The 22,805-nt window shown below is 50.3% G+C and carries 23 protein-coding genes; 6 read left to right on the forward strand and 17 right to left on the reverse strand.

Translation table 11 applies throughout. The annotated features are described in order from the left end of the window. Positions 1-24 precede the first annotated feature (24 nt). Together ispG and B7982_RS04520 are read left to right on the forward strand one after the other, a co-directional pair. Complete coding sequence (gene ispG / locus B7982_RS04515; protein WP_088659727.1) at positions 25-1,764, forward strand: (E)-4-hydroxy-3-methylbut-2-enyl-diphosphate synthase; 1,740 nt, start codon at positions 25-27, stop codon at positions 1,762-1,764. 32 nt (positions 1,765-1,796) lie between these two features. Further along, positions 1,797-2,963: a phosphoglycerate dehydrogenase gene (locus B7982_RS04520; RefSeq protein ID WP_088659728.1), complete on the forward strand. Its 1,167-nt coding sequence runs from the start codon at positions 1,797-1,799 to the stop codon at positions 2,961-2,963. Between the two features lie 5 nt (positions 2,964-2,968). Here the strand turns inward: B7982_RS04520 and B7982_RS04525 are convergent, their stop codons facing one another. Next, positions 2,969-4,738 carry a long-chain fatty acid--CoA ligase gene (locus B7982_RS04525; protein WP_233138371.1) on the reverse strand — a complete coding sequence of 590 codons (1,770 nt, stop codon included), beginning with the start codon at positions 4,736-4,738 and terminating at the stop codon, positions 2,969-2,971. Positions 4,739-4,805: 67 nt separating this feature from the next. Between B7982_RS04525 and B7982_RS04530 the strand changes: the two genes are divergently transcribed. Then, the gene (locus tag B7982_RS04530) at positions 4,806-5,132 is read left to right on the forward strand and encodes a hypothetical protein (protein WP_158212960.1); all 327 of its coding nucleotides are present in this window, start codon (positions 4,806-4,808) and stop codon (positions 5,130-5,132) included. 103 nt (positions 5,133-5,235) lie between these two features. Here the strand turns inward: B7982_RS04530 and serS are convergent, their stop codons facing one another. Beyond that, on the reverse strand, positions 5,236-6,522 hold the full coding sequence (gene serS / locus B7982_RS04535; protein ID WP_014547020.1) for a serine--tRNA ligase: 1,287 nt from the start codon (positions 6,520-6,522) through the stop codon (positions 5,236-5,238). Positions 6,523-6,722: 200 nt separating this feature from the next. Between serS and B7982_RS04540 the strand changes: the two genes are divergently transcribed. Then, positions 6,723-8,189 (forward strand): carbohydrate binding domain-containing protein, encoded by a 1,467-nt coding sequence (locus tag B7982_RS04540; protein WP_088659731.1) that lies wholly within the window; start codon positions 6,723-6,725, stop codon positions 8,187-8,189. A gap of 131 nt (positions 8,190-8,320) precedes the next feature. Here B7982_RS04540 and B7982_RS04545 read toward each other — a convergent pair whose 3' ends face one another. From B7982_RS04545 to rpsP, 10 genes are all read right to left on the reverse strand, one after another. Further along, positions 8,321-9,670 carry a MiaB/RimO family radical SAM methylthiotransferase gene (locus B7982_RS04545; RefSeq protein WP_088659732.1) on the reverse strand — a complete coding sequence of 450 codons (1,350 nt, stop codon included), beginning with the start codon at positions 9,668-9,670 and terminating at the stop codon, positions 8,321-8,323. Further along, positions 9,667-10,914 carry a SpoIID/LytB domain-containing protein gene (locus B7982_RS04550; RefSeq protein ID WP_088659733.1) on the reverse strand — a complete coding sequence of 416 codons (1,248 nt, stop codon included), beginning with the start codon at positions 10,912-10,914 and terminating at the stop codon, positions 9,667-9,669. The genes B7982_RS04545 and B7982_RS04550 overlap by 4 nt, the downstream gene beginning before the upstream one ends. Positions 10,915-10,919: 5 nt before the next feature. Further along, entirely contained in the window at positions 10,920-11,459 is a 540-nt protein-coding gene (gene def / locus B7982_RS04555; RefSeq protein WP_088659734.1) for a peptide deformylase, read from the reverse strand. Positions 11,460-11,461: 2 nt separating this feature from the next. Continuing rightward, positions 11,462-11,824 (reverse strand): preprotein translocase subunit YajC, encoded by a 363-nt coding sequence (yajC, locus tag B7982_RS04560; RefSeq protein WP_088659735.1) that lies wholly within the window; start codon positions 11,822-11,824, stop codon positions 11,462-11,464. A 55-nt stretch (positions 11,825-11,879) separates the two neighbouring features. After that, positions 11,880-12,770, reverse strand: coding sequence for a Crp/Fnr family transcriptional regulator (locus B7982_RS04565; protein ID WP_088659736.1), 891 nt, complete (start codon positions 12,768-12,770; stop codon positions 11,880-11,882). Then, on the reverse strand, positions 12,767-13,675 hold the full coding sequence (locus tag B7982_RS04570; protein WP_088659737.1) for a Crp/Fnr family transcriptional regulator: 909 nt from the start codon (positions 13,673-13,675) through the stop codon (positions 12,767-12,769). Before B7982_RS04570 ends, B7982_RS04565 begins: the two co-directional genes overlap by 4 nt. A 31-nt stretch (positions 13,676-13,706) precedes the next feature. Then, positions 13,707-14,054 (reverse strand): 50S ribosomal protein L19, encoded by a 348-nt coding sequence (rplS, locus tag B7982_RS04575; protein ID WP_073424632.1) that lies wholly within the window; start codon positions 14,052-14,054, stop codon positions 13,707-13,709. Between the two features lie 16 nt (positions 14,055-14,070). After that, positions 14,071-14,775 carry a tRNA (guanosine(37)-N1)-methyltransferase TrmD gene (gene trmD / locus B7982_RS04580; protein WP_014547027.1) on the reverse strand — a complete coding sequence of 235 codons (705 nt, stop codon included), beginning with the start codon at positions 14,773-14,775 and terminating at the stop codon, positions 14,071-14,073. Then, positions 14,772-15,329 (reverse strand): ribosome maturation factor RimM, encoded by a 558-nt coding sequence (gene rimM, locus B7982_RS04585; RefSeq protein ID WP_088659738.1) that lies wholly within the window; start codon positions 15,327-15,329, stop codon positions 14,772-14,774. Before rimM ends, trmD begins: the two co-directional genes overlap by 4 nt. Positions 15,330-15,435: 106 nt before the next feature. After that, positions 15,436-15,849 (reverse strand): 30S ribosomal protein S16, encoded by a 414-nt coding sequence (rpsP, locus tag B7982_RS15160; protein WP_088659739.1) that lies wholly within the window; start codon positions 15,847-15,849, stop codon positions 15,436-15,438. A 324-nt stretch (positions 15,850-16,173) separates the two neighbouring features. On the opposite strand from rpsP, the gene B7982_RS04595 reads away from it, so the two are divergent. Further along, positions 16,174-17,547 (forward strand): GGDEF domain-containing protein, encoded by a 1,374-nt coding sequence (locus tag B7982_RS04595; RefSeq protein WP_088659740.1) that lies wholly within the window; start codon positions 16,174-16,176, stop codon positions 17,545-17,547. 14 nt (positions 17,548-17,561) lie between these two features. Here B7982_RS04595 and ffh read toward each other — a convergent pair whose 3' ends face one another. The 5 genes from ffh to B7982_RS04620 form a co-directional block, all read right to left on the reverse strand. Next, positions 17,562-18,926, reverse strand: coding sequence for a signal recognition particle protein (gene ffh, locus B7982_RS04600; protein WP_014547033.1), 1,365 nt, complete (start codon positions 18,924-18,926; stop codon positions 17,562-17,564). Between the two features lie 77 nt (positions 18,927-19,003). Then, positions 19,004-19,282: a type II toxin-antitoxin system YafQ family toxin gene (locus B7982_RS15210; RefSeq protein ID WP_369833073.1), complete on the reverse strand. Its 279-nt coding sequence runs from the start codon at positions 19,280-19,282 to the stop codon at positions 19,004-19,006. Further along, entirely contained in the window at positions 19,282-19,554 is a 273-nt protein-coding gene (locus B7982_RS04610; protein ID WP_198953207.1) for a type II toxin-antitoxin system RelB/DinJ family antitoxin, read from the reverse strand. The genes B7982_RS15210 and B7982_RS04610 overlap by 1 nt, the downstream gene beginning before the upstream one ends. 138 nt (positions 19,555-19,692) lie before the next feature. After that, positions 19,693-19,926 carry a hypothetical protein gene (locus tag B7982_RS04615; RefSeq protein ID WP_198953210.1) on the reverse strand — a complete coding sequence of 78 codons (234 nt, stop codon included), beginning with the start codon at positions 19,924-19,926 and terminating at the stop codon, positions 19,693-19,695. Between the two features lie 161 nt (positions 19,927-20,087). Continuing rightward, on the reverse strand, positions 20,088-21,521 hold the full coding sequence (locus B7982_RS04620) for a sodium:alanine symporter family protein (RefSeq protein ID WP_088659743.1): 1,434 nt from the start codon (positions 21,519-21,521) through the stop codon (positions 20,088-20,090). 50 nt (positions 21,522-21,571) lie between these two features. Between B7982_RS04620 and B7982_RS04625 the strand changes: the two genes are divergently transcribed. Continuing rightward, the gene (locus B7982_RS04625; RefSeq protein WP_088659744.1) at positions 21,572-22,780 is read left to right on the forward strand and encodes a pyridoxal phosphate-dependent aminotransferase; all 1,209 of its coding nucleotides are present in this window, start codon (positions 21,572-21,574) and stop codon (positions 22,778-22,780) included. The last annotated feature ends 25 nt before the right edge of the window (positions 22,781-22,805 follow it).

Below are 22,805 nucleotides of genomic sequence, written 5' to 3' on the forward strand. Positions count from 1 at the left end.
TCCCTATTTTACTAAATTTGAGCCATGCTAGATTTTACTACACTTCCGTATGTTGATGACCGTTTTAAGGCGGTTCGCAGGGAAACTGTTCAGGTCCGCGTAGGCGAGGCCTTGATAGGGGGCAACGCCCCCATTTTAGTTCAATCCATGACGACCACCAAGCCGAAGGATGTCGAAAAGACTGTAGCGGAAACGCTCGCTCTCGCTAAGGTCGGTTGCGGTTTGGTACGTATTACGGCTCCGACGTTTGCCGATGCCGCTGGACTTGAAGAAGTCATGAAGCGCGTACGCGCTGCCGGTTGCACGGTTCCTGTTTCTGCCGATATCCACTTCCAGCCGAAGGCTGCTTTCGAAGCGCTCAAGTGGGTGGAAAAGGTCCGCATCAACCCGGGTAACTTTGTAGATACTGGTATTTTGACGCTTGACCAGCAGACGGACAGGTCTTTTGAAGAAGGCAAGGAAAAGGTTGCCGAAGCTTTTACTCCGTTTGTGCAAGAAGCGAAGCGCCTTGGCCGTGCTATCCGCATTGGCGTGAACCACGGTTCCTTGAGCGCCCGTATGATTTATCGATATGGCGACACCGTTGAAGGCATGGTGGAAAGCGCTATTGAATATTTGGCGGTTTGCGAAGCCGAACATTTTGATCAGGTGGTCTTGAGCCTCAAGTCGAGCAATCCGCGTGTGGCCATTTCGGCTTATCGCTTGCTTGCCGCTCGCTTGAAGCAGGAACACTTTAAGCCGTATCCGTTCCATGTTGGTGTGACGGAAGCGGGTGCAGGCTCTGATGGACGTTTGAAGTCGGCTGCGGGCATTGGTGCGCTTTTGCTCGATGGCCTTGCCGATACGATTCGCGTGTCGCTTACCGAAGATCCGGTGGCTGAAGTCCCGGTCGCCCAGGAACTCATCAAGGCTTGCGAACTCAAGGCTGATGCTCCGAAGTTTGAAGTGCCGGTTTTGAAAAAGGATCCGTACCACTACGAACGCAGGGAAACAGTCCCGGTGACGCTTGCAGGCGTAAAGATTGGTGGTTCTGAACCGGTGCGCGTCGGCATGAAGGCCGATGCCGTGAGCCTTACGGGCGAACGCCGCAATGCAGAATTTGCGTTGGCTGGTCTTGATGCAAAGCCGGTTGTAGAATTCAAGGATACGATGGATATTGCTGGCTTTGCTGCAAATCCGAACTCCGTGCCGGAAGGTTCGCTCTTCTGCTATACGGGCCCTGAAATGGTGATGGGCGTGCGCGCTCTTGCTTCGGCTTTGTATGCCGCAAACCGCAAAGATCCGATTCTCCTTTATGCAAAGATTACAGATAGCGAAAAAGATACGCTCCGTGTATCTGCTGACATCGGAAGTCTCGTGACGGATGGCCTTGGCGATGCTGTCGTGATTGACGGCTACAAGAGCCCGAAGGATTCTGTGATTCTCGCATTCGATATTTTGCAGGCTGCTTATTGCCGCCGTAGCAAGACGAACTTTATCAGCTGCCCGAGTTGCGGCCGTACGCTTTACGATATCCAGCAGGTGATGGGCAAAATCAAGGCTCGCTTTGGACACCTCTCGGACATTTCGATTGGCATTATGGGATGCATCGTGAATGGCCCTGGTGAAATGGCTGATGCCGACTTTGGCTATGTGGGCGGTGGCCCTGGCCGTATTACGCTTTTCGAAGGCAAGACTGCCGTGAAGAAGAACATCCCTGAAGAGGACGCCATCGAAGAATTGGTGAACCTCATCAAGGAACGTGGTCGCTGGCAGGAACCATAAAAGTTTTAACAATTAACAAAGGATGAAATATCATGGCAACTATTAAGACAATGAACAACATTTCCAAGAAAGGCTTGGGCTTGTTTGGCCCGTTCTACCAGATTTCCGATTCTATCGAAAATCCGGATGCTATCTTGGTGCGTTCTGCTCAGGTTGATACGGATAACTACGATGGCCTTTTGGCTGTCGCTCGCGCCGGTGCAGGCGTGAACAACATCACGATTGACAAGGCTTCTGCAAAGGGCATTTGCGTGTTCAACACTCCGGGTGCAAACGCAAACGCTGTTGCCGAACTCGTGATGACCGTGCTCGGCATGGCTGTCCGTAACGCTGACAAGGCTGCTGCTTGGGTCAAGAATCTCGACGTGAACGATCCGGATCTCGCCAAGACGGTCGAAAGCGGCAAGAAGAAGTTTGCTGGTATGGAACTTGCAGGCAAGACTCTCGGTGTTGTTGGCCTTGGCAAGATCGGTGTGCTCGTTGCTAACTATGCTCGTTGGAAGAACATGCGCGTGGTCGCTTACGAACCGTATCCGAACGCAAACAACATGCATGAACTTTCTAACAAGGTCGAAATTGCTGACCTCGACACCGTGATTGCAAGCTCTGACTTCCTCACGGTTCACGTTCCGTTCATCAAGGGCGTTACCGAAAACCTTCTCAACCGCAAGAACCTCGCTCAGTTCAAGGGTTCCTACATCATGAACTTTGCTCGTGGCGGCATTGTTGAAATGGATCCGGTGAACGAAATGCTCGCTTCTGGTTCCCTCCAGGGTTACCTCTGCGACTTCCCGACTGCAGAACTCATCAAGAACGACAAGGTCACTTGCTTCCCGCACCTCGGCGCTTCTACCGAAGAAGCTGAAGAAAACTGCGCAGTCATGGCTGTTGAAGAATTGAAGGACTACATCGAATACGGTTGCGTTCGCAATTCTGTGAACTTCCCGGCTCTCGTCGATCATCCGCATGCTGGCATCAAGAGCCGCGTGGTCGTGATCAACCAGGACGTTCCGAACATGATTTCTGAAATCACGAAGGTGTTCGGTGCTGAAGGCATCAACATTGCTTCTTTCAGCAACAAGAGCAATGGCAAGATCGGGTACAACCTCGTTGACGTCGAAAGCAAGGTCGATGATTCTATCGTCGAAAAGCTCTCCAAGCTTGAAAAGGTCATCAAGGTCCGCGTGATCCACTTCTAATTAGATCACTCGTACATTTTCTCGATTTGTTCGGCGTATCGTTGTTCTGCAACGGTGCGCCGAATTTTTAATGTGGGCGTGAGTAGCCCGGATTCAATTGTGAGTTCATCACCGACCAAAGTCCATTTGCGAATTTGTTCCCAATGGTTCAGCTTTTTGTTGATATGCTCGATATGGCGATTGATGGAGTTCAAAATAAGCGGAGACTTTAGCGCGTTTTCGACATCGTAATCTTCGTTTTGCGGCTTGAGCATACGGCGGGCGCCTACAGGGTTTAGCCAGATTATGGCCGATGCGAACTTGCGGTCGTTGGCGATGACGAGCGCCTGTTCAACAAGCGGATGACGCGTGATTTCAAGCTCAATCGGGTTCGGGCTGACGTATTTACCAGTGCTTGTCTTTAACAGTTCCTTGATACGCCCTGTGAAATACAGGAATCCGTCTTTATCAAAATAGCCCTGGTCGCCGGAATGATAAAAACCGTCTGGAGTGAAATTTTTAGCATTTAAGTCGGGGCGGTTATGGTAACCCTTAAATACGCTCTCGCCACGAATCTGGATTTCATTGCATTCGCCGATGCGTACATCGAGATGGGCGAGAGGTTTGCCAATGGAACCCGGTCTAATAGCTTGTTTGCAATTTGCAGAAACGACCGGTGAACATTCTGTCATGCCGTAGCCTTCGAAAACGGGGAGGCCGATGTTCAGAAGGAATCGCAAAATGGATTTGTTCAAGGCGCTACTGCCTGAGATAATCATGCGAAAGTTGCCACCGACGGCTTCGCGCATTTGTTTGTAGACTAGACGGTTGAACACCCAATGGAGAGGCTCAAAGCGTCTGTTCGGGTCTTTAATCTTTGCAATTTTTATCGCCTGCTTGATCAGGAATCGCTTGAGGCCCTTGGCGCGATCCGAGGCGGTCGTCATGCTTTCATAAAGGCGTTCTAGAATGCGCGGGACGACAATCATGATGGTGGGGCGGACTTCGCGCAGAATATGCGAGAGATTCTTTGGATTGTCACCAAAGTAAACGGTAACGCCGCTGAGCGTGTAAAAATAGACCGCCATACGTTCGAGTACGTGCGCTACCGGCAAAATCGTGAGACATGTGTCCTTTTTGTTGTCGAATCGGAACATCGGCTTGATGTTCTGAATTTGTACCAACATATTGCGGTGCGTGAGCTCAACGCCCTTGGGACAACCCGTAGAACCGCTCGTGTAAATGATGCTGAAAATATCATCGGGGTTTATTGTCGAAAGCTGGTTGTCTATCCATTTTGCGCGAACTTGGTCAGCAAGGGCGTCGTAGCCTCTTCGGAGAAGATCATCCCAGTAAATTCCATTGTCGGGGAGGAACGAATCGTTATCGATGCAGATGATTTTGGTGAAATTCTCTAAGATGCCGTAAAGCGGTTCTTCAAGTTCTTCGAAAGAATTGATGATGAGAATTTTGATGTTGCTATCGATGCTTTGGTAGGCAAAGTTTTCGGATGAAATGTTTGGGAAAAGCGGGACAACGCGTGCATGGTTCAGTTGAACGGCGATGTCTATGATAATCCAGTTTGGAGAACTTGGCGCAATGATGCCAACGCTTTCTTTTTCTTTGAGTCCGAGCGAATTCAATGCGAGCGCAAGGGCCATGGTGTTGCGCTTGAGCGTTTCTCTGGAATAGTGGATCCACTCGCCGTCTTTACGGTGATACCATCCTTTAAAATCGGCTCTGTCGCAGTTCGCAAAGAACATGGACGGCAGAGATGTGAATTCCAACGACTCCATGCTTTTAAAATAACATTCTATTTTGCAATAGCTCATTTTTTTTGAAAAATTTCAGTATATTATGGATATGCTGAAAAAGTTGAGCGATTACGAAAATGAACTTTTGAAAATGGTTGAAGCAGGGGCGCCTTTGACGGCGGAACAGCTTTTGTCGGTGCGGACGCACATCGGCTTTTTTCAGCATGAGCGCCTGGTGCACGAACTCGTGATGATCTTGTTTGCGCTTTTGACCGTTGGCGGAATTTTGTTTTTGGTGGTTGTGCCGGAAATCCCGGTGGTTGCTTTGGACGTGCTTTTCTTTGCACTCTTGGTTCCGTATGTGAAGCATTACTACGGGCTTGAAAATGGGGTGCAACGGCTGTACGACGTGTATGAAAAGCTGGAAAAGTTGTAAATGAAAAAAAGCAAGTCCGTGGGGACTTGCTTTTAAAATTCGATGGATCCTGTCTTGCCATAACAAGAGGGAGGTGCCCGGTCAAGCCGGGCATGACAATTCATTACTTCTTCGGGGTGATAAACTCAAGCCCACCCATGTACGGACGGAGGACTTCAGGAATCTTGAGCGAGCCGTCTTTCTGCTGGTAGTTGTCGCAGATGCCGACCATCACGCGCGGAGTGGCAAGGCCAGAACCGTTAAGCGTGTGGAGGTAGACGTTCTTGCCGCCTACCTTCGTCTTGATGTTGGCGCGACGTGCCTGGTAGTCTTCGAAGTTCGAGCAGGAGCTGACTTCGAGCCACTTCTTTTCGACCGGAGCGTAGACTTCGAGGTCGTAGCACTTGGCTGCACCGAAACCGAGGTCGCCCTTGCAGAGGGCAAGGCGGTGGTACGGGAGGCCGAGCTTTTCGAGGAGCTTTTCACCGAAGCGGGTGAGTTCTTCGTGGTCTTCGTAGCTGTGTTCCGGATGAGCGAAGTAGACCATTTCAACCTTGTTGAACTGGTGCAAGCGGAGGAGACCGCGGGTGTCCTTGCCATAGCTACCAGCTTCGCGGCGGAAGCATGCAGAGTAGGCGCAGATGCGCTTCGGAAGTTCAGATTCCGGAATCACTTCGCCAGAGTAGAGGTTCGTGAGCGGAACTTCTGCAGTCGGGATGAGGAACAGGTCATCATCCTTGTCGCAGCGGTACATGTCTTCTTCGAACTTCGGGAGCTGACCCGTGCCGCGCATGGTGTTGCGGGTAACGAGGTACGGCGGAGTGAATTCTTCGAAGCCTGCCTTTTGGTGTTCGTCGAGGAAGAACTGGATGAGGGCGCGTTCGAGGCGAGAGCCGAGACCGCGGTAGACCGGGAAACCGGAACCGGAAATCTTGGCGCCACGTTCAAAGTCAAAAATGCCAAGGCGTTCGCCGAGAGTCTTGTGGTCGACGCGGGCGAAGTCATCGTTCTTGGTGTAGTAGTCAAACGGGATCGGGCCGTCTTTTTCGACAACGTTATCGCTGGAGTCCTTGCCTTCCGGAGAACGCGGAGCGATGTTCGGAACGTGCATGAGCATTTCGGTCTGCTTGTAGTCAAGTTCCTTGAGCTTCTTGTCGAGTTCATCAATCTTGTTGCCAAGTTCGCGTGTGGCGGCCTGGGCTTCGTCAGCGTTTTCGCCCTTCTTCTTGAGTTCGCCAATGCGCTTGGACTGGGCGTTACGTTCGCTCTTGAGGCGTTCGACTTCGGTGAGCAGCGGGCGGCGTTCGTTATCAACGGCGAGCACGTCACGAAGGCTTACGGTCGTATATTTCTTTTCGGTTTCAGCAATATAATATTCCGGATTTTCGCGGATCTTTTTAATATCAAGCATTTTATGCCTCTGTTGAAAATTTTACGGAGGAAAATATAGCATTTTAAAATTTAGTTACTTCTATTAACTCTTCTGTTGTTTGCGTTTACATCGGTAATTGAGTGGGACGTGTTGTCCCGAAATTTTTTGAATATACATTATAACTTGGGAAAGGAAGAGAACAATGGGTGAACAAGGAAGGAATCTAGAGGAGTACAAACATGAAATTTCCTTTACTGCTTTTAGTAGCCGCATCGTTCTCTTTTGCCCAGTGGGGCGGCGGTGGCGGAAAATCGCTAAACGACTATAAAAAAGAATCGGTGTCGGGTAGAGATATCCACGTGTATGCGCCGAGCAATCTAGCGCCCAAGAGCCCTTTGCTCATTTCGTGCCATGGCATGGACCAAGACCCCAATTACCAGCAGTCCAATACGCATTGGGAAGCGGTTGCCGATACGGCGGGATTTGTCGTTGTGTATCCTAGAGGTGGGACAGGGATGAGTACCTGGGATATCAGCGGTGACAAGGATACAAAATGGGTGGTGCAAATTATTGAACAGATGGTCAAGGAATATGATATTGACCAAAAGCGTGTTTACCTTTCGGGATTCTCGATGGGAGGCATGTTCACTTACCATGCTATGAGCAAGATTGCAGATAAAATAGCGGCGTTTGCGCCAACATCTGGTACAAATGTGATGGGTGCGTCAAAGGCGATGCGTCCTGTGCCTATCATTCACCCGCATGGAACAAGTGACGATGTCTTGAATTACAGCCAGGTTGAAGGCTTTATCAAGAATTACCGTGATCAGTTCCATTGCCCGTCTCAGGCCGAAGTTCAAAATAATTATCCCAATAGTGAAAACAGGGCGACGATGTATACTTGGGGCCCTTGCGATGAAGGTGTTTATATTAAACACCTTAAGCTTGAAGGCCGTGGCCATAGCCCTTCCAAGGCCGATGTTTCTGACATCTGGAATTTCGTGAAACAGTATTCTTTGGATGGTGCCTCGATTACGCCGTCGATTGAAGTTCCGACGAACAGGGATTCCGTGTTTAACGGTTCTTTCTCGGATTCGCTTAAGCTTGCAGGCTGGACTTTGCAGCAACATAGCGGCGAAGGATCCTTGAAGTTGACGGAAGGCAAGGCCGAAATCAACGTGACCAAGACGGGTACGAATGCTTATGATGTACAAATGATTCAGAATGGCGTCCACTACGAAAAAGGTCAAAGCTACAAGGTGACTTTTGATGCCTATGCATCTGTGGCGAGAACGCTTGAAGTGAATATCGAAAAGGATACGGACCCATGGACGAGTTACCTGGGCGAGGCGAAAACTTTTGACTTAGGGACCGAGAAAAAGAACTTTGAAATTCTGTTCACCATGAATGAAGCTACAGATGAAAATGGTCGTGTTTCTTTCAATGCGGGCCTTGCTACGGGTAGCGTGTTCATTGACAATGTGGTGTTGAGCAAAGTTGAAGGTACGCTTGGTCTTGCGAAGAACGTGCGCGTGCTTGCTGGCGAAAGAACGCTTAGCGTGTACGATATGAATGGCGCTTTTATATGTAATCTTAAGGGCGTGCGCGTGAATGACGTCCAGTCGAAATTGAATTCAATGAAGCTGGAAAAAGGCTTGTATGTTGTGAAAAACGGCTCCTTCAGCAGAATTTATTCTGTGAAGTAGTTACGCTCTGCAATAAGAACGCTTTTTTTGCAAAGTCCATGGCAATTTGTTTGTCGTGGACTTTTTGCTATTGTGTATGTTTTGGGAGTGCGTTAAAAATGCGCGCTGTCCGTTTATACCTGTTCTGCTTTTTAGGCGAGAGGTTCTGCGAGCAGAGCGAAGGGCTCGGCACCGGTGATGCGGACGCGGAGCGTTTGCCCGGCAGGGAAAGTGCCTTGTAATGCGACGGGGCGGTAGGCCTCGTTGCGGGCGATTGTGGTTCCGGCGCGGTAGCCGGGCTTTTCGGTGACGACGATGCATTCGTCGCCAATCCATTCGCGGTTGTTCTCGAGAGCGATTTGCTGGAACGCTTCGGCGAGAATAGCTGAACGCTCGTGCTTGATATCGTCGGGGACCGCTTGGTTGGATGCTGTTTCGAGACGCGCGGCGACGGTGCCTGGGCGCGCGACAAAACGCGTGATGTTGCAGACGGTCGGGCGAGTTTCTTTCAAAAGCTTTAACGTATCGTTGAAATCTGCGGCAGTTTCGCCGGGATAGCCGACGATAAGATCGGTGCTGAGCGTGAACTTGCGGAATCGCTCGGTAAAGGCGTGGGCGAGGGTTGCGTAGTCGCGTGCTGTGTGGCGACGGTTCATCGCCTTGAGCACGTTTTCGCTGCCGCTCTGGACGGGAATGTGGATGAACTTGTAAATGCGATTATCCGTGAAGCAATCCAAAAGCGCTTCTTGATAGCCGAGGACATGGCGCGGATTGCCCATGCCGAGGCGGATGCGGTAATTGCCGTTCACGTGCGTGAGGATTCTTTGCGTGAGTTCAGCGAGATTCGTGCCGATGTCAAAACCGTAGCAGGCGCAGTCTTGGCCGGTGAGCTGGATCTCGAGGCAACCGTCATCGACGAGCGCTTGGACTTGATCTACGATAGTTTGGGGCGCAAAGCTGTGGAGGCGGCCTTTGACGAGATGCGTGCTGCAGAAGGCGCAAGCGTCGAGACAGCCTTCTTCGATGTTCACGATGCCGACGAACGGGGATTCGCGAAGGACATTGCGAGAATTTGCGGAATGCGCCGAATCTTCAAGTTCTTTTAGGCTTGTAAATTGAACGCTTGGGACGGCGCGGAGAGCTTCTTCGCGGAAGTCCTTGGGGGCGCAACCCGTGATGTATATAGGAACGCCTGGAAATGTGCTCGCTGCTTTGCGCAGAAGCTTCATGGCGCCCGCGTTGCCTTTGACCGTGCAAACGTTCAAGTAAAAAGCTTCGGGCTTTTCAGTGCGAAAGTCCACGGGATTCGCGGCGCTTGTGGAATTCTCGGCATTTTCAAGATTCGCGGGCGTCTTGGAAGAAAAACTCGCTGCTCTTGTGGAATGCGCCGGCTTCGCTTCCGGAAACTCGAACGTGACTTCGGATTTTTGCGAGAGAATGCGCGCAATCTTTTCACCGTCACCGAAATTTGCGGCACAGCCCTGGCTTAAAACGACTATCATCTCTTGAATTTTTCCAGCGTGATGCCGGGGTAATAGTGCGTTAAAATCTGGATGTAGCTTTGACCGGCCTGTGCGCGAGCGCGAGCGCCCATTTGGCAAAGCCCAACGCCATGCCCGAATCCCTTGCCCTTGAGAATCCATTCATTCCCGTTCTTGTGGATGCGGAAAAAGCTGGAGGGGAGGATGGTGCCACCGCGCTTGAAAAGCCAGCGGATTTTGTCTGCTTTGGCAGTGAAAGAACCGTTGTTCGTTTCGATGACGAGCGTGTGGATGCGACCGCTCTTGAGCGTGTCTTGAATGTGCATCGACTTGATGCTCGAAAAACTCGGGACGTTTGCTTTCGCTTCTTTTGCGTTTATCTGGAATAAATCGCGAAGTTCATCTTCGGTGAATTCACGAGTCCATTCGGTGTAGTTGGATTCGCGGCACCACGGCGTTCCGTCGGGGCGGAGGTCGGGCTTGTTTTTGAGGTAGGGGTGGTCTGGGCGACCCCAGGTGGCAACGCCTTCGGTTTCGCCACCGCAAGTGGAATGGTAATAGGCGGTGATGAATTCTCCGTTGTACGTCATCACGACGCCTTCGGTTTCACGGACGGCTTTGTCTGTAAGTGCCGTGGCGCTGTGGAGACCTTTGTAGACTTGGTCGCGCGTGTCGGCGTAAACGTCAAAGCCTTGTGCGACTCGGCTGCCGAAGTGCTTGTACGCGTAGGTACGTGCGGCAACAGCTTGTGCCTTGAGCGCTTCGAACTTGGATTCGTCGAGTTTGCCGATTTCGTAAGGAACGACGCCACGCAAGTAATCTTCTATGTCGATGACGTTGATGGCGTTTAGCTTGTTGCCATTAGCGGTGACGATAAATTCGCCGTTGTAGCAGGCTTTATTGAGCCCAGCCTTGTCTGTTGCGATGGCGATGCAATCGCTAGCAGAAGTGCCCGTGGCTTTGAAAACGCGTCGGTCAGCGGTTTGCTGGCGCTTTGATTTTGTCTTGATTTTAAGTTTGCCTTTAGAGGCGGTGATGTGCAGTTCTTCGTTCTTTTGACGGACGAAAATGTTTGGCACACCGACAAAGACGCCCACCTGGATAGGGCGGTTGAGATCTTTGGCGATTTTTTGAGGAACGATGGTCTGCTCGGATACGCTGTTTGCTTCGATCGGGCTATACTCAGAATTGCCGGCCGCAAGAGATGAGGTCGCCAAAGAGAGTGTCGTCAAAGCAACTGCTGAAAATATCTGGAGCAGGCCCATGGACCTTATTTCTTTTTGAGCTTCGCCTGGGTTTCTTTTGCCATTTTGCGGAGCTTGGACTGATTCATCGTGCGGTCCGACGTCGAGATCTTATCGACAAAGAGGTCGCCGTTGAGGTGGTCGCATTCGTGCTGGATACAGCGGGCGAACAGACCTTCGCAGTTATGAATTTCCTGGGCTTCACCATTGATGTCAAAGAAACGAACTGTCACGCGGTCCGGACGGACAACGTTGCAGAAAATTTCCGGGAGGGAGAGGCAACCTTCATCGTAATCGACGTTCTTGGCATCCGGTTCAGCTTCCCATTCGGGGTTGAACATGATGTAGGGGCGAGGATCTTCTTCGCCTGGGATGGCGGTGTCGATGACCACGAGACGGATGTTCTTGCCAATCTGCGGGGCGGCAAGGCCGCAGCCCGGAGCATCGTACATGGTTTCGAGCATGTCTTTGGCGAGCTGGCGGAGTTCCGGCGTGATTTCGGTGATGGGTTCGCACTTTTTGCGAAGCACCGGGTCACCGTAAATTCTGATGGGGAGAATGGCCATGATTACTTCTTTTCTTCGGCTTTAGCGGAAGTGTCGTTGTTGATGACGCGGAGAATGGCAGCCTTTTCGAATTCGATGGTGGAGGTGCCAGTGCGGAGCGTGATGATGTTTTCTTCCATGCTAGCGATGGTGCCGATGATGCCAGCGGCTGTCATGACCTTGTCGCCCTTCTTGAGCTGCTTGCGCATTTCGTCCATCTGCTTCATTTCCTTCTGCTTCGGGCGGATGAAGAAGAGCCACATCACCACAAAGAGGAGGATGAGCGGGAGGAAGCTAGCGAGAGCGCCCGGCTGTTCCGGCTGTGCTGCGTCTTGAGCAAATGCGGCGATGGAGGAAAGTGTCACGAGAAGTGCAGAGAGTTTCATATTGAACCTTGTTCTATTGAGGTTTATTGTTTGATACGGAATAAAAATAGAAAATTTAGAGTAGCTTCTTGTCTAGCAACGGGTAGATTCGATTGAGTTCGAGCAGGTTTAGGAGCTTGTCGAAGTTGGCGCAATATTTTTCTTTGGGGAGCTCTTTGAGGAGCTGTTTTTGCAAAAGCGTTTCGAGATTGCGCGGGGTGAGGCTCATCCCGTGCATGGTACGCTTGGTCTGCTCAATCAAATCGTTCAAGTTTACTGCAACGAGACCGTCGGACTGGAGCTCGCCTTTGTCGCAGGCGGCTTTCACGAATGCGGTGAGGATAGCCTGGTCGGTAAGCGAAAGAATGTTCGGCGATGTGCTCTTGTAAATGGCGCGATGGCGGAGCGTCTCGTAGAGAATCTTGATCAGTGGCTTGTTCTCTACAGATACGGATTCCGATTGCAAACGGACGAGCTTGAAGTCCTGTAAAATAATTAATAGTTTGTATGTTCCAAGTGCGGAGAGCTTTGAAAATTGAGCGATTTCGTCTTGTAGTGCGACTAAACTAATATCTTTTGCCGGCACTCTCGAAAGCACGAACAACAGCGACGGGAAAGTTGTTATCAAGTCGCTTTTGCGCTTGTTCTCTTGCGCGATGTGGTTGCGTTGTGTGAGGAACGCGAGAATGGACTTGAGCCAGATGGGCTGCTCTTTCATTGTGTCGTGCAAGGTGCTTTGCGGAACGACTTCGATTTCGCAGTCTTCTTCGGCGTGGACCGTGTATTCCATGGGCTCGCCTGCGATGAGGCTGAGTTCGCCAAATGTGGAACCTGGGCCGAAATTCAGGACTTGCGTACCGTTTTGCTCGTCCTTGGAAGTTGCTGTAAGCGCACCGCTTTTGACGATGTAAAATGAATGGGTGAGGTCACCTTGCAGGCAGAGATTTTCGCCTTCTCTCAAAATCATTTGACCGTCCCCTTGAGATTTGGCTCGTACTGCAAAGCCAATAAATAGTAATTTACTTTGTCAAAATTAAGGGAGAAAAGATGGTTCTCTTTTTCGATGAACCATTCAAATTGCTGCATCTGGAGCCAGTCTGTAACGCCAACTTCAAGGTTGTGTTCCTTGAATAAATTCATCCATGCGGAACCGTCTATGGTCGTGTCAGGCTCAAGTGTCGATAGCCAGACGAGACATCTCTTTTGCTGGAGCGTGAGCTTGAATGGTAGCCACGGAAGTTCAAGTTCTTGCGTCTTGAGGTAATCCGCAAAAATTTCGAGAAGGCGCGGGTCCGGGACGGTTAGCGTCGAGCCGTTGGCTTGCGGGATGAGCATCTTGCGGCGGATAAGCGTCTTTAGAGCTTCGTTTGCGACTAGGAACGGCGTCTTGGTGAGCCACGAGAATTCTTGCAACAGCAACTGCTTTTGCAAAATTTCGTCTTTGCTGTAGAATTTGCAGAAAGAGGCGAGGCTTTCGAGCGGATTTTCCGTCTTTGCGGCGCGGATGGACTCGTTGATACGGCGCGTTTTGGCCGAAATTGCCTTGATGGCTGCCAAAAGCCAGACGGGGAGCGCCTTTAGCTCGGATTCCATGCACTCGTCATTGATGATGGTGATGGTTGAATCGGTGGTCGCCTGGAAAATATAGCGTACGGGTTCGCGTTCAAGCAGGGCGCCTACGCCCACGAGATTTCCGGGATGGATCTTGAAAACGACCTTGTTGTTCGCTTTTGGATCGAGTGCGACAAGCTCACCTTCGTTCAAAAGGATGATTTTCTTGTCTTCGTCCTCTGGTGAGGATACAACAAAACCCGCCTTCACGCGGAGTCGCGTGGGCGGGATAAGTCTTGGTTGCGAATTCCCCGTAATCATCGGGAAATAACCGCCTTCGAAGTCCGGCTAATTAAGCCTGGCGTTCTTCGATACGTGCAGCCTTACCGCGGAGGTCGCGCATGTAGTAAATGCGAGCCTGGTGAACCTTACCGGAGCGTTCGACAACGATGGAGTCGATGCGCGGGGAGTTGACCGGGAAGATACGTTCGACAGCGACTGCACCGGACATCTTGCGGACCGTGATGGATTTGCCGATGCCAGAGTTCTTCTGCTGAATAACGACGCCCTTGAACGGCTGGATACGTTCCTTGGTACCTTCGATAACCTTGACGTTAACGGTAACGGTATCGCCAGCACGGAATTCCGGAAGGTCGGTCTTCAAATTTTCGTTTTGGATTGCTTCAATGTTCAGGGACATAATGTGTACCTCGTTATTATTTGTCGCCAAATGTAGTATTTATTTCAAGATTTTTAAAGATGTCGGGGCGTCTTTCTTGCGTTCTTTTTAACGATTCTTGACGTCTCCACTCTGAAATGTTCTTGTGATGACCGGAAAGTAGCACCTCAGGCACCTTTTTTCCTTCGAATTCTTCGGGGCGGGTGTAGACAGGCCAGCCCAAAACGCCTTGCGCGAAGGAGTCCGTTTCACCGGATTCCTTGTGGCCCAGAGCGCCGTCCAGCAGTCGCACTACGGCGTCCGTGACGAGCATTGCCGGAAGTTCGCCTCCGCTCACGACAAAATCGCCGATGGAAATTTCCATGTCGACCTCGGTCTGGCGGATGCGGTCATCGATTCCCTTGTAGTGTCCGCAGACAAGTACAAGGTGGTTTTCTTGAGAGAGTTCTTTGGCAATCTTGTGTGTGAAGGGGACGCCATCTGCCGTGAGGTAGATGACTTTTCCGCCATCTTCCTTGACTCCCGTGCTGCGAATGGCCTTCGCAAGCGGTTCGGGACGGAGTACCATGCCCGGTTCGCCACCGTACGGAACATCGTCCACCTGCCCATAGGCGTTGATGGCGAAGTCTCGCAGATAGACTGTATTGAACTCAAACAAGCCTTTTGCCTGTGCGCGGCCCATGATTGAACTTTTCATCGGCGCGAACATTTCGGGGAAGATGGTGATGCAGTCGATCTTCATCGTTCCTCCGGGCAAACGGATTTTAAATAGTCGCTATCACAAACAATGAACTTTTCTTCGTCGTTGATTTCCTTGATGCAATCGTCAATCCAAGGGGCGAGGATGGACTTGCTGCTGAATTCGGATTGCACGGCAAGGTCGAACTTGATGAGGAACGCATCGACCGTCATCAGTTCTTGCACTTCGATGACTTCACCGACGTCGCGACCGTCTTCGGTGTGGACGCGGAAACCTTCCAGGTCGTCAAGATAGTATTCGCCTTCGGGGAGCGGGAGACGTTCGGATTCGGGAATCATGACGTCGCCATTGACGAGCGGGGAGAGTGCTTCTGGAGTGTCGAAACCCTTGAATTTCAAAAGCCAGAGGTTGTTTGCCTGCTTGGCATCTTCGAGGGTGAGTTCCAAAACTTCGCCATTCCTCTTTTGAACGCGCACGTCTTTAAGGCTCTTGCAGCGAGTCAGGTCGTGGGTCAGGGGCATCGCTTTGATGTAGCCTTTGACGCCATGCGCACGCATGAGCTGGCAGACGGTGATGAATTCTTCGGAATCGGGCATTTCTTAGAAGAAAGACGAGAGACTAGAGACGAGAGATGGTTGTTTGTGGTTTGCTAAAGAAAAAAGTCCCGTGCATGCGGCACGAGACTCTTTATTAAAGGCGTAATTAAGCCTGTGCTTCTTCAGCGGCCGGAGCTTCAACAGCTTCCTTGGCAGCCTTTTCGGCTTCGAGGCGAGCCTGAGCCTTCGGGCTCAACTTGCGCTGCTTGGACTTGATTTCGCGAGCGACCGGAGCCTTGCCTTCGATGGAACGGTTGGCCTTGAGGTCGTGGAACAAGTCAGAAATGCCAGTCTTCTTGAGGAGAGACTTGACCGTGTCAGACGGCTGTGCACCGACGGAGAGCCACTTGAGGACCTTTTCCTGTTCGAAGCGGATTTCCGGCTGCTTGAGGTTCGGGTTGAAGAAACCGACCTGTTCGATAAAGCTATCGTCGCGAGCCTTGCGGTTGTCGATGACGACGATGCGGTAGATCGGGTTGTGACGCTTGCCGAAGCGGGCGAGACGGATAACAGTTGCCATTTTATACCTCTTTATGGGGTTTTTCCCGAAATTTCGGGGTTTTAGTTCTTTTGATGCCAAATATAGCAAACTTGCTTTTGTGTGTAAAGGACGGCAATGAAAAAAAAATCCGTCCTTTTCTTATAAATTAATTTATTGAGCGGTGCGAAAATCTATAAAATTGCCGAAACTCATTCAAAAACGCCAAATTTGAGTCCTGCGTATGGCAGTGTGTGATATACTTCAAACTTCTTACAATCTGTGGCTGAATTCTAGTTGTTTTTCGATTTTCTCCCCAAATAAAGAGTTATATTAAGTATGTATAGTGATTTGAGGGGCCATTCTATGGATATGCAATTGACTTTTGAAGATGTTGCATCAGCACATTCACTTGATTACGAGTGCGTATTCTTTGTCGATAACGAGACTAATCAGTATGCTATGTTTGCATTTCGAGGCAAGCATACCAAGCTAGAACTGACCGATACGCGAGATTTTTGGGCGGATACGAAGGTCAATATGGAAGCCGTCGTCTATCCCGAAGACAAACAGTCGTTCTCGGAGCATATCAACCGCGAAACGCTCTTGAAAGCGATTCAAGACGATAACGCTTTTAATTTCAAGTACCGTCTGCTGGTGGAAGGGGAACCCGTCTGGTTCCAGATGAAGGCTGTCCTTGGCCGTTCGCAGGGGCGGGAATATTTGATTATCGGTGTGACCAACATTGATAAGCAGGAACGTGAACGATTGGAATTGGAACAGAAGGCGTCCAAGAGCAAGGTTTACGGACAAATTGTGATGGCGCTTGCTGAGCGCTATGATGCCTTGTACATGGTGGATTTGGTGACAGACCATTTTGCACAGTACAAGAGTGAACGCTTATTCTGCGAGTTGAACATTACGGTTGAAGGCGATGACTTCTTCAATCAGCTGAAGAAGGATGCCATGCAGGTCATCTATAGTGAAGATATTCCTTTGATTACTGCCGCTTTAGAGCGAGAAGCTTTCTTGCGTGAACTCGATGAACATGGTGTGTTCTCGATGACGTACCGACTGAATAGCCCCAATGGTCCGATGTACGTGAATTTGGTGGCTGTCTATGCCGACAAGAATCATGTCGTTATCAGCGTGACCAACGTGGATGCGCAGGTGCGCCGTGAACAGAAAATCAGGGAAGAGGCGAGTGCCAATTATGAAAAGGCTCGCCACGATGATTTGACCGGCATCAGGAACAAGAACGCTTACGGCGAATTCGAAAAGAAATTGGATGAGCAAATCAAGTGCGGTAAGGATATTGAATTTGCGATTGCTCTCTGTGATGTGAACGGCCTCAAGACTGTAAACGATACGCAAGGGCACAAGACGGGTGATATATATATCAGGGATGCGGCTAAGCTTATTTGCGAAACCTTTAAGCATAGCCCCGTATTCCGCGTGGGCGGTGATGAATTTGTTGTAGTTTTGCGTGGGTCTGATTTCACTAACCGCGAAGAGCTTTCACAGCAATTTTATGAAACCGTAAAGCGCAATGCCGAAGAAGACAAGGTTATTGTGGCTTGCGGCATTTCCGTGTATGACAAAGGTCACGACAAGAATACTGCCGCTGTATTTGAACGCGCCGACGCCATGATGTACAGGAACAAGATGTCCCTCAAGGGCGGGCGCGACGAAATCATCAATACGATTATCAGAACCATCGGCGCGAGAATGAATATCTAGCGCCGAGCGTTCGATTATCTCTTCTTTTTCTTGTTCTTGTCTTTAGGCGGGGTGTAGTTCGAGCCGATCGTGCCGCCGTTGTTCTGGCGCTTGGCGAAATCGCCGACCTTCTTGAACATTTCCTTCATGCTTTCGTACTGCTTGAGCACGGCGTTCACGCGGGCGGCATCCGTGCCAGAACCCTTTGCGATACGGGCCTTGCGGCTGCCGTCGATAATCTGCGGCTTCTTGCGTTCCTTCGGCGTCATGGAGCTGAGGACAGCTTCCACATAGACCAACTGCTTTTCGTCAATCTGGTCGAGCGGGAGCTTGTTGAGTCCCGGGATGAGGCTCAAAATGTCCTTGATGCGGCCGAGCTTCTTGATCGTGCGGAGCTGCTTCAAAAAGTCGTTCAAGTCGAACGTGTTGTTGAGAATCTTTTTCTTGAGGTCCTTGGCGTCCTTTTCATCGATGACCTGCTGAGCTTTTTCCACGAGGCTGACCACGTCGCCCATGCCGAGGATTCGGCTAGCCATGCGGTCCGGGTGGAAAAGGTCGATTTCGTTCAGCTTTTCGCCAACACCGATAAAGCATATAGGCACGCCCGTCATCTTCTTGATGCTAAGCGCTGCACCGCCGCGGGTATCGCCATCCATCTTCGAGAGGCAGACGCCCGTGAAGTTCAGGCGGTTCCAGAACGTCTCGGCGACATTCACCGCTTCCTGACCGATCATAGCATCGGCAACGAACAAAATTTCGTCCGGATGAACCGCGTCGCGGGCCTTTTCGAGTTCCTGCATCAACTCTTCGTCAATCTGCAAACGGCCTGCCGTATCGTAAATCACGAGGTCAAAACCGTTGTCCTTAGCATACTGGTAGCCGTGCTTGATGATTTCGACCGGATTGCCCTGGCCTTCGTCATAAACCGGAACGCCGATGGACTTGCCGAGCACCTGCAACTGCTTGATAGCGGCCGGACGGTAAACGTCAGCGGCAACGAGGAGCGGCTTCCTCTTCTTCTTGCTGCGCATCCAGAGTGCGATCTTGCCTGCGAAAGTTGTCTTACCCGAACCCTGCAGACCAACCATCATGATGCCCACCGGAGAAGGTGCGGAGAGGTTGATTTCCTTAGTTTCGCCACCCATGACGGCCACAAGCTCGTCGTGGATAATCTTCACAATCTGCTGACCCGGGGTCACGGAATTGAGCACTTCGGCGCCCATGGACTTTTCCTTGACAGACTTGACAAAGTCGCGGGTCACGTTGAAGTTCACGTCGGCAGCGAGGAACGCACGACGCACCTCACGCAGCGATTCCGCCACATTTTCTTCGGTAAGTTTGCCCTGCCCACGCAGGTTCTTGAGAGTATTTTCTAGAGAATCAGTCAGCTGTGAAAACATAGTGGGTCAAATATAGTTAATAGTTGGTAGTTACTAGTTACCAGTTTTAACGAAATGCCGTTGGAATTGCCATTTTGTTACTTTCCGAATAAATCAGAATGCGATCCTGTATCCACAAGGGTGAGCGTCAATATTCCGTTGTTCTTTCTATAGCACAGAAGCCAGTCGGGACGAATATGGAGTTCTCTCGTTCCTTCGAATATCCCCGAAAGTTCATGGTCATGATACGTTTCTTCAAGAACTTGATCCGTTCGAAGTTTTTCGACAACTGACTTGAGCTCTTCTAATGGAAACCCACGTTTTTGACAGCGCTTATAACCCTTCTTAAAACGGCTAGTCCAGATAACTTCGTATATCATTTGTCAAGGTCCGCCCACATTTCGTTCATATCCGTATAGCGTTTTGTTTTCGGGTCTGCTTCGAGTTGCTTTGCTTCTTCAATCGCGTCCAAAAGCTCGCCGGAACGTTTCGGGTACTTCACTTCAAAGGGGAGGCCTTGCTGTAGCACCACTTGCCGCAGGAACATAGAAATCGCCTGAGACATGGAAAGCCCAAGCCCCTCTAGGAGCTTGCTTGCTTGGTTGCTCAGATCGGCATCGATGCGGAAATTTTTTGCTACGGTACTCATGTACATAAATATACTCCATTTTAATTGTAAATGCAAGTATTTGATTGTGTTTACTTGCAGGTGTATTTCTATTGTACGGCAAATAAGTCTTGAAGGCTGTATTAATCTATGATGATGCCGTTTTTCCCCATTTCAAGATTATTTCCTTTTGTGGAAAAAATTAGCCCAATAGGGGTTTTCCTTGTCGAATAAGGCTTTTTCTTCTGGTGTAAAATTATGAGGATAATCTTCAAAAAGGAATAAAATCTTTTTCTTGTCGAAAGAAACTGCATGAAGGCCTGTTTGGTCAATGTAATCGACCCACCAAATCTTATCGTCTTCGTTTTCCTTATAGAATTCGATTCTTCCAGTTTCGTCTTTGACCATGATCATAGCATACCTCGTTGAGCTTTCCCGGTACTCTTAATTTAAATTCTTTATTTGTCATAATATGACATTTTGTAGCTTTTTTACTTTAGATTATATACTTTCTAAATAAAAAAAAGGGACAGGTTGAAGTAACCTGTCCTTTGTGCGAGTGTATACAGCTATTTTTACAGCTTTTGTCCGGGATTCCAGTAATCGGTGGGTTGCTCGACGCCGCATTCTTTTGCGATGTAGACGGGTTCGAGGCCTTTCTTCTTTTGGTCGGTGTAGTTCTTGAGAGCTTTAATCGCAATTGGCGAGAGTATCAAGATGACGGGAATGTTCACGAGGACCATGAGGCCTTGGCAAAGGTCTGCGCTGTCCCAGGCGAACGATGCGCTGGATGTGGCGCCTAAGAAGACGATGGCGGTCGCGATGGTCTTGAATACATTGCGGATTTTCTTGGTTGGGCGCCTGTTCAAGATGAAGCGGAGGCAGCCTTCGGTGTAGTAGTAGTTACCGATGAGCGTGGTGTAGCCAAAGAGGCACATGGAGAATGTGATGAAGATGGCGCCGTTGCTGCCGAGAACGGAGGCGAGAGACTTTTGTACGTAAATGATTCCCGAAATGTCCTTGCTGGGTTCGATGTTGGTCGAGAGGCACATGAGGGCTGTGGCGGAGCAGATGAGGAGCGTGTCGATGAATACGGAGAGCGATTGCACGAGGCCTTGCTTGACGGGGTGCGAAACGCTTGCACTTGCACTTGCGTTTGGGGCAGAACCCATACCTGCTTCGTTGGAGTAGAGGCCGCGCTTGATGCCGTACATGATGCAGCTTCCGGCGAAGCCACCAAATCCAGCGTCAAACGAAAATGCGTTTTGGAAAATTGTGCCGAACATGGCAGGAACATTCGAGATGTTGTAGATGATAATGCCGAAGGCAACGATGACGTAGATAGTTCCCATGAAGGGGACTAGGTAACTTGTGATGGTGGAAATTTTCTTCGCGCCTTCCCAGATGCAAAGAGCGAAGAGGGCGGCTAAAATGAATCCGACGATGAACGGTGTCGATGCTTTGTCGTAGAATTTAAAGCCGGTGAGGGAGTCCTGAATGTTGTACGAGGCGAGCAGGTTGTAGCCCACGATGTAGGTGAGGAGCACAAAGCCCGAGAAGAGAACGCCTAGCCAACGTTTGCCGAGTGCTGTCTGGATGTAATAGGACGGTCCGCCGTAGGAGTGCCCTGATACGTCATCATGGCGTTTGTAAATCTGGGCGAGGGTGGATTCTACGAATGCGGAGGCGGCGCCGAGGATGGCGATGACCCACATCCAGAAAATGGCGCCCGGGCCGCCGAGGCAAATGGCCGAAGAAACGCCGACGATGTTTCCGGTGCCGACGCGGGAGGCGGTCGAAACCATCAATGCCGCAAATGACGAAATCCCGTGCTTGTGCAATGGCTTTTCGCGGGTGACGCGGAATGTTTCAATCAGATAGCGGACTTGTGGAAATCCCAAACGGACAGAAAGGAATACCCCGGCTACAATCAAAAACAGCGGGACAATGTAGAAATCATACAAGGCGGTGTTAAGCACCGAAACAATGGGATGTAAGGGATTAACCATAGAATTCTCCTATTGGATAAATAGTAGAAAAATTTTTAAATTTCCCCGCCATGCAACCGTTAAGTAAACGCACCGAAACTTTTACCGATTCCGTTATCCGCCGAATGACCCGTATTGCCAATGCTTGCGGGGCTATTAACCTGTCGCAGGGATTCCCTGATTTTGACCCGCCTGAGGCGCTCACGAAGCGTCTTTCGGAAGTGGCTTTGACGGGACCGCACCAGTATGCGATTACGTTTGGCGCGCAGAATTTCCGCGAGGCGCTGAGCGACAAGCAGTTCCATTTTAGCGGGCTGCGTTACGATCCGCAAAAAGAGATAGTGATTACTTGCGGCAGTACCGAAGCGATGATGGCTTCGATGATGTCGGTCTGCAATCCGGGCGATAAGGTGGTGCTGTTCTCGCCGTTCTACGAGAACTATTCCGCCGATACGATTTTGTGCGGGGCGACTCCTGTTTATGTGCCGCTTTCGCCGGTGGACTTGAGCTTTGATGCGAACGTCTTGGAAAGTGCGATGGCGCAACCTGGCGTGAAGGCGCTGGTGCTTTGCAATCCGGCGAACCCGAGCGGTAAGGTTTTTACGCACGAAGAACTTTCGATTATTGCATCGCTTGCCGTCAAGTACGATTTATATGTGATTACAGACGAGGTTTACGAGCATATTTTTTTTGCTCCGCATCGCCACACGTACATAGCGACGCTCCCGGGAATGTTCGAACGCACGATTGAATGTAGCAGCTTGAGCAAGACTTACTCGATTACGGGTTGGCGCTTGGGTTATGTGCTTGCTGCGGAACCGGTTATGGAACGCATCAAGAAGGTTCATGACTTTTTGACGGTGGGTGCTGCGGCTCCGTTGATGGAGGCTGCGGTGACGGCGCTCCGTTTTGACGACTCATACTATACGGGTTTGCAGGCGCATTACACGCACATGAAGGATGTATTTACAAACGGACTCCGCAATCTCGGTTTGCATTTTACCGAACCGCAAGGGGCTTATTTTGTACTGATTGATATTTCGGAATTCGGATACGGTCGCCGCGAATCTTGTAGCGCTTCGAAATGCGCGGCCGGCACATTGCCCGATGAACAATTCTGCATCGATATGGCGCAGAAGGTGGGCGTTGCAGCTGTCCCGGGTTCGAGCTTCTTCCGCGAACCGGTGGACCATCTTGTTCGTTTGCATTTCGCGAAGAAAGATGAAACGCTTTACGAAGCACTCAATCGCTTGGAAAATCTGAAAAAACTGAAACGATAGCTTGTGTGAATTAATTTGTAATTGA

The organism is Fibrobacter sp. UWB2, assembly GCF_002210425.1.
GTDB lineage: Bacteria > Fibrobacterota > Fibrobacteria > Fibrobacterales > Fibrobacteraceae > Fibrobacter > Fibrobacter elongatus.

What these genes read in the sequence shown, in the direction of transcription:
- rpsP (WP_088659739.1), bottom strand. Translation starts at nt 15,849, where the DNA reads ATGGCAACTGTTATCCGTCTCGCCCGCTTCGGCAAGCGTCACAACCCG.
- B7982_RS04550 (WP_088659733.1), bottom strand. Translation starts at nt 10,914, where the DNA reads ATGGGCCTGCTCCAGATATTTTCAGCAGTTGCTTTGACGACACTCTCT.
- B7982_RS04565 (WP_088659736.1), bottom strand. Translation starts at nt 12,770, where the DNA reads ATGATTTTGAGAGAAGGCGAAAATCTCTGCCTGCAAGGTGACCTCACC.
- yajC (WP_088659735.1), bottom strand. Translation starts at nt 11,824, where the DNA reads ATGAAACTCTCTGCACTTCTCGTGACACTTTCCTCCATCGCCGCATTT.
- B7982_RS04610 (WP_198953207.1), bottom strand. Translation starts at nt 19,554, where the DNA reads ATGAGTACCGTAGCAAAAAATTTCCGCATCGATGCCGATCTGAGCAAC.
- B7982_RS04545 (WP_088659732.1), bottom strand. Translation starts at nt 9,670, where the DNA reads ATGATAGTCGTTTTAAGCCAGGGCTGTGCCGCAAATTTCGGTGACGGT.
- serS (WP_014547020.1), bottom strand. Translation starts at nt 6,522, where the DNA reads ATGCTTGATATTAAAAAGATCCGCGAAAATCCGGAATATTATATTGCT.
- B7982_RS04525 (WP_233138371.1), bottom strand. Translation starts at nt 4,738, where the DNA reads ATGGAGTCGTTGGAATTCACATCTCTGCCGTCCATGTTCTTTGCGAAC.
- B7982_RS04625 (WP_088659744.1), top strand. Translation starts at nt 21,572, where the DNA reads ATGCAACCGTTAAGTAAACGCACCGAAACTTTTACCGATTCCGTTATC.
- B7982_RS04615 (WP_198953210.1), bottom strand. Translation starts at nt 19,926, where the DNA reads ATGATCATGGTCAAAGACGAAACTGGAAGAATCGAATTCTATAAGGAA.
- B7982_RS04520 (WP_088659728.1), top strand. Translation starts at nt 1,797, where the DNA reads ATGGCAACTATTAAGACAATGAACAACATTTCCAAGAAAGGCTTGGGC.
- rplS (WP_073424632.1), bottom strand. Translation starts at nt 14,054, where the DNA reads ATGTCCCTGAACATTGAAGCAATCCAAAACGAAAATTTGAAGACCGAC.
- B7982_RS04620 (WP_088659743.1), bottom strand. Translation starts at nt 21,521, where the DNA reads ATGGTTAATCCCTTACATCCCATTGTTTCGGTGCTTAACACCGCCTTG.
- ispG (WP_088659727.1), top strand. Translation starts at nt 25, where the DNA reads ATGCTAGATTTTACTACACTTCCGTATGTTGATGACCGTTTTAAGGCG.
- B7982_RS04595 (WP_088659740.1), top strand. Translation starts at nt 16,174, where the DNA reads ATGGATATGCAATTGACTTTTGAAGATGTTGCATCAGCACATTCACTT.
- rimM (WP_088659738.1), bottom strand. Translation starts at nt 15,329, where the DNA reads ATGCCCGATTCCGAAGAATTCATCACCGTCTGCCAGCTCATGCGTGCG.
- ffh (WP_014547033.1), bottom strand. Translation starts at nt 18,926, where the DNA reads ATGTTTTCACAGCTGACTGATTCTCTAGAAAATACTCTCAAGAACCTG.
- trmD (WP_014547027.1), bottom strand. Translation starts at nt 14,775, where the DNA reads ATGAAGATCGACTGCATCACCATCTTCCCCGAAATGTTCGCGCCGATG.
- B7982_RS04540 (WP_088659731.1), top strand. Translation starts at nt 6,723, where the DNA reads ATGAAATTTCCTTTACTGCTTTTAGTAGCCGCATCGTTCTCTTTTGCC.
- B7982_RS04530 (WP_158212960.1), top strand. Translation starts at nt 4,806, where the DNA reads ATGCTGAAAAAGTTGAGCGATTACGAAAATGAACTTTTGAAAATGGTT.
- def (WP_088659734.1), bottom strand. Translation starts at nt 11,459, where the DNA reads ATGGCCATTCTCCCCATCAGAATTTACGGTGACCCGGTGCTTCGCAAA.
- B7982_RS04570 (WP_088659737.1), bottom strand. Translation starts at nt 13,675, where the DNA reads ATGATTACGGGGAATTCGCAACCAAGACTTATCCCGCCCACGCGACTC.